At 57.9% G+C, this 4,190-nt stretch carries 5 protein-coding genes; all 5 read left to right on the top strand.

Going from position 1 to position 4,190, the window contains the following annotated elements; translation table 11 throughout:
- The first annotated feature begins 74 nt into the window (after window positions 1-74).
- The 5 genes from DXC79_RS09910 (at window position 75) to DXC79_RS09890 (ending at window position 3,871) form a co-directional block, all read left to right on the top strand.
- Window positions 75-494, top strand: coding sequence for a PTS sugar transporter subunit IIA (locus DXC79_RS09910; protein ID WP_117636068.1), 420 nt, complete (start codon window positions 75-77; stop codon window positions 492-494).
- A 57-nt stretch (window positions 495-551) separates the two neighbouring features.
- Window positions 552-1,034 (top strand): PTS sugar transporter subunit IIB, encoded by a 483-nt coding sequence (locus tag DXC79_RS09905; RefSeq protein WP_117636067.1) that lies wholly within the window; start codon window positions 552-554, stop codon window positions 1,032-1,034.
- A gap of 292 nt (window positions 1,035-1,326) precedes the next feature.
- On the top strand, window positions 1,327-2,100 hold the full coding sequence (locus DXC79_RS09900) for a PTS sugar transporter subunit IIC (protein WP_117636066.1): 774 nt from the start codon (window positions 1,327-1,329) through the stop codon (window positions 2,098-2,100).
- Entirely contained in the window at window positions 2,090-2,914 is an 825-nt protein-coding gene (locus DXC79_RS09895; protein WP_369831513.1) for a PTS system mannose/fructose/sorbose family transporter subunit IID, read from the top strand. Before DXC79_RS09900 ends, DXC79_RS09895 begins: the two co-directional genes overlap by 11 nt.
- A 111-nt stretch (window positions 2,915-3,025) precedes the next feature.
- Window positions 3,026-3,871: a sugar phosphate isomerase/epimerase gene (locus DXC79_RS09890; RefSeq protein ID WP_055252639.1), complete on the top strand. Its 846-nt coding sequence runs from the start codon at window positions 3,026-3,028 to the stop codon at window positions 3,869-3,871.
- The last annotated feature ends 319 nt before the right edge of the window (window positions 3,872-4,190 follow it).

Here is a 4,190-nt window from a genome sequence, read left to right as displayed (position 1 = left end):
TCACCAAGCACAACCTCAAGTACCGCCGCTACTACCACCAGTTCGACTACTAATTCCATTTGGGGGAAACTGTAATGAGGCAATACATCTTCGCCAGCCACGCGCATTTTGCGACCGGCATTAAAGAGAGCACCGAGCTGCTCTCGGGCGCGCGCGATAACGTTCACGATCTATCGATGTTTGTCGACGGTCGCACCGACGTCGCCGAGGAGGCCGCAAAGCTGCTGGCGACCATCGACCCTGCCGATGACGTGATCGTGTGCACCGACCTGTTTGGCGGTAGCGTCAACAACGAGTTCACCAAGATCGTTCAGACGCGTCCCAACACCTACCTTGTCGCCAACATGAACCTGCCGCTGCTGATCCAGCTACTGTTCTCGGACCAGGAGGCTCCCGCCGATCAGGTTATCCGCGAGATAATCGCGGCTGACGACACGCGCGTCAAGTTTGTCAACGATCTGCTGACCGATGCGGATGACGAGGAAGAGTTCTAGTCTCCGCCTGCTATTAATGGGGCCGGGTTTCCGGCATGAGACCTTTGGGGGTCAATCATGATTCAACTGCTTCGCGTCGACCATCGTCTGCTTCATGGCCAGGTGGCCGTCTCTTGGGTCCAGGGCCTGGGCTCCGACTGCATCTTCTGCGTCGGCGACAAGGTTGCCAACGATCCCGTTTGGAAGACCACGCTCAAGATGGGCAAGCCGGCCAACGCCAAGCTCGTCATCAAGGACATGGAACACGCCATCGAGGCAATTAACTCTGGTGTCACTGATAAGTACAAGATGATCATCTGCGTCGCCAGCATCGCCGAGGCCAAGCAGCTTGCCGACGGCTGCCCGCAGATTACCTCGATCAACCTGGGCAACACCAAGTCCAAGGACGAACAGCGTCCCGACGCCCGCCAGGTTTCGCGTCAGGTCTTTGTGACCGCCGCCGAGGAAGAGGAAATCCGCGAGCTCGTCGGTCGTGGTGTCGAGGTCGAGATTCGCGCTCTGGCCGATGACCCCAAGGTCGACGCTATGAGTGTCCTGTAACTTGGGACCACGGGGCGGCACGCATGGTGCTGCCCTATCCGTGGAGTAGCGGATAAACGCTTTACCTGGTAGTCCACCTACCGTTCACCGGAAGTACCTGCCCGTTGAGCGATTGGTATTAAATAGTTTCTGCATGACTATATAATTGGTATGAAATCATTTGTACCGGTTTAGGTGTTAACAGCACGCCGGTACAAGCTGGATCTGCCTAGGCGATTGTCGGCATGGAAAAGGGCGCGCTGACAAGTCGGGAATCGCCGACCGGATCCAAGAGGGATCAAAAGGAGGAACAATGCTTGTTCAAGCGATCCTCATCGGACTTATCGCTGCTTTCGGTAAGCTCGATTATCAGCTCGGTACGCTCTATGCGTTCCGCCCGATCGTTCTGTGCCCGCTCGTCGGCATAGTCCTCGGGGACCTGCAGTCCGGCCTCGCCATCGGCGCGAGCCTCGAGCTGCTCTTCATGGGTTCTATTGCCATCGGCGCTTACGTGCCACCTGATGAGACGATTGGCGGCGTGCTCGCCTGCGCCTTCGCTATTCAGCTGGGCCAGAGCACTGAGGCCGCTATCGCGCTCGCGATGCCCATCGCCACCCTGTGCCTGGCCATCAAGAACGTCATCAACGCCGGTATGCCCCTTCTGGTCGACCGCGCCGACGTCTTTGCCAGCAAGGGTAACCTCAAGGGTATCTACGCTATGCACTGGGTTATCGGTCTTGTGATTGTCGCCCTGGCCTTCTTCCTGTGCTCCGTCTCCTTCTATCTTGGCGCTGACGCCGTTCAGGGTCTGCTCGACTTCATCCCGACGTTTGTCCTTGATGGCTTTGGCGTCGCAGCCAACATCCTGCCTGCCATGGGCTTCGCAATGCTCGGTCGTCTGGTGCTTACCAAGCAGCTCGTGCCGTTCTACTTCCTGGGCTTCCTGATGTGCTCCTATGCCAACGTGCCCGTCCTCGGTGTCGCTCTGATCGCAATCATCATCGGCATCAACAAGTTCGACCTGCTGGGCCTTGGTGGCGCCCAGCCCCAGCTTTCTGTGGAAGGGGATGAGGACGATGACTTCTAATTCCGAGAACCAGATTACTCGCTCCGACCTCATTAAGAGCTCTCTGAGCACCGGCGCTCTGGGCATGGAGTTCTCCTGGACCTACTACAAGCAGATGAACATTGCCTTCTGCCTGATGGTCGCCAACATGCTCAAGAAGATCTATGCCGGCCGTCCCGACGATTACGCCGAGGCCCTGCACCGTCACAGCGCATTCTTCAACATCACCCCGCAGCTCGCTCCCTTCGTGGGCGGCATCGCGATGGCCATGGAAGAGAAGGTCGCTCGCGGCGAGGTTGAGCCCGAGAGCGTCAACGACATCAAGGCCGCCCTCATGGGCCCGCTTTCCGGTCTGGGTGATTCCTTCTTCCTGTCCACCCTGCGCGTTGTTGCCGCTGCCGTGGGCATCAGCCTGTGCCAGGCCGGCAACGCCTTTGGCCCCATCGCCTTCCTGCTCATCTATAACATCCCGGCGTTCCTGATTCGTATCTTTGGCGCTATCAAGGGTTATGAACTGGGCATTGGCTTCCTCAACGAGGCTCAGAAGACCGGTCTGATGCAAAAGATCATGGCCTGCGTCGGCATCGTCGGCGTCATGGTGGTCGGCGCCATGAGCAAGGACATGTTCTGGGCTTCGCTGCCCGTCGCCATCGGTCAGGGCGACTCCGCCCAGACCCTCCAGGACATCCTGGACGGCATCATGCCCGGCATGCTCGGCATGGCCGCCTTCTGGATTTACTACTGGCTGCTCTCCAAGAAGATCAACCCGATGGTCCTGATTCTCTGCACCATGGTCATCGGCATCATCGGTGCCTTCTTTGGCGTGCTTGCCTAATATGTTTAAATCGCGCTTCCATCGCGTCTAACGGTTGCGTCGATCTTTGGGGGCTTGTCGCATGTGCGGCAGCCCCCTGTTTTTTAAAAGCCCGTACGAAAGGGGAGGGCTATGGCCGTACCCGAGCTTTCGCTCATGAACATCAACCATCGTTACTACAGCATCGAGACGTTCTTTAAGGCTGCAGGCGAGGCGGGTTATCGCAATATCGAGCTGTGGACTGGCTCGATGCACCTGTATGTGGATTGCCACGAGCACGATTCGGTGGATAAGATTCGCGATCTTGCCGCCCAGTACGGCATCAAGATCGTGTGCGTGTGCCCCGAGCAGAACAACCCCAAGCCGTGGAATGTCGCGGTGCGTGGTGAGGCGGGCCAAAAGCGCATACTCTCGTACTTTAAGAATGTCATTGACGTTGCCGTTGAGCTGGGTGCGCCGCAGATTCTGGTGACGAGTGGTTGGGCCTATCTGGACGAGCCGGCTGAGGACGCCTGGGCCCGCAGCGTTGCCATGCTGCGTTCGGTATGCGACTATGCCGATACGCGCGGCATTCGCGTTGCGCTCGAGGCGCTGCAGCCGTCGGAGTCCGTGCTGGTCAACACCGCGCAGGACGTCGCGCGCATCCTCGAGGCGGTCGATCGTCCCAACCTGAAGGCTTGTATCGACTTTGGCGCCATGGAAGTTGCCGGCGACACAATCGACGGCTACTTTGAGGTCTTGGGCGACAAGATCGTCCACACCCACTTTGTGGACGTCGGCGGCGGCACGACGCATCTTGCCTGGGGCGACGGCGAGCGCGATATGCGTGCCGACCTCGAGGCACTCATGCGCCACGGCTATACGGGCTATGCCTCGGCCGAGACGTGTGACGGCCGCTACTATCAGGATCCGTCTAAGGCGACAACTCAGGTTATCGATATGTATCGTCGTGTGATAGCAGAGATGGAAGCCGAATAACCGAACTGCGCGGTTGCGCCGGAAACACTAGGGCGGGTTTGGCGCAACGTAGTTTTAGGTGGCGAGTTGCGGAGTGTTCGTTGCAGTGCTGCTCGAATTAGACAACTAATGGCGTTGTAATACCACTCGGGCGAGGAAACCGACCGTTCGCCGTAAATCTCCGTGAGTTTAGATTGGTATTAAATAATGAGCAATCGTATGGCTATAATTGGTATCAGCAAGAAGCGCGATGTATAGAATCGCGCACATGTGATGGGAGGACACACATGAAGGAGACCGAGAAGATCGAGATCATGCACTTCGACCAGGAGGGCTACCT

It is taken from the genome of Collinsella sp. TF08-11AT (assembly GCF_003437035.1).
Taxonomy (GTDB): Bacteria; Actinomycetota; Coriobacteriia; order Coriobacteriales; family Coriobacteriaceae; genus Collinsella.
The sequence above is the reverse complement of the archived record's forward strand: the minus strand, read 5'-3'. Positions and strand labels throughout refer to the sequence as shown.

Bases quoted from the DNA above. Each gene is read 5' to 3' on its own strand.
- DXC79_RS09900 (WP_117636066.1), top strand. From the start codon at position 1,327: ATGCTTGTTCAAGCGATCCTCATCGGACTTATCGCTGCTTTCGGTAAG.
- DXC79_RS09910 (WP_117636068.1), top strand. From the start codon at position 75: ATGAGGCAATACATCTTCGCCAGCCACGCGCATTTTGCGACCGGCATT.
- DXC79_RS09890 (WP_055252639.1), top strand. From the start codon at position 3,026: ATGGCCGTACCCGAGCTTTCGCTCATGAACATCAACCATCGTTACTAC.
- DXC79_RS09905 (WP_117636067.1), top strand. From the start codon at position 552: ATGATTCAACTGCTTCGCGTCGACCATCGTCTGCTTCATGGCCAGGTG.
- DXC79_RS09895 (WP_369831513.1), top strand. From the start codon at position 2,090: ATGACTTCTAATTCCGAGAACCAGATTACTCGCTCCGACCTCATTAAG.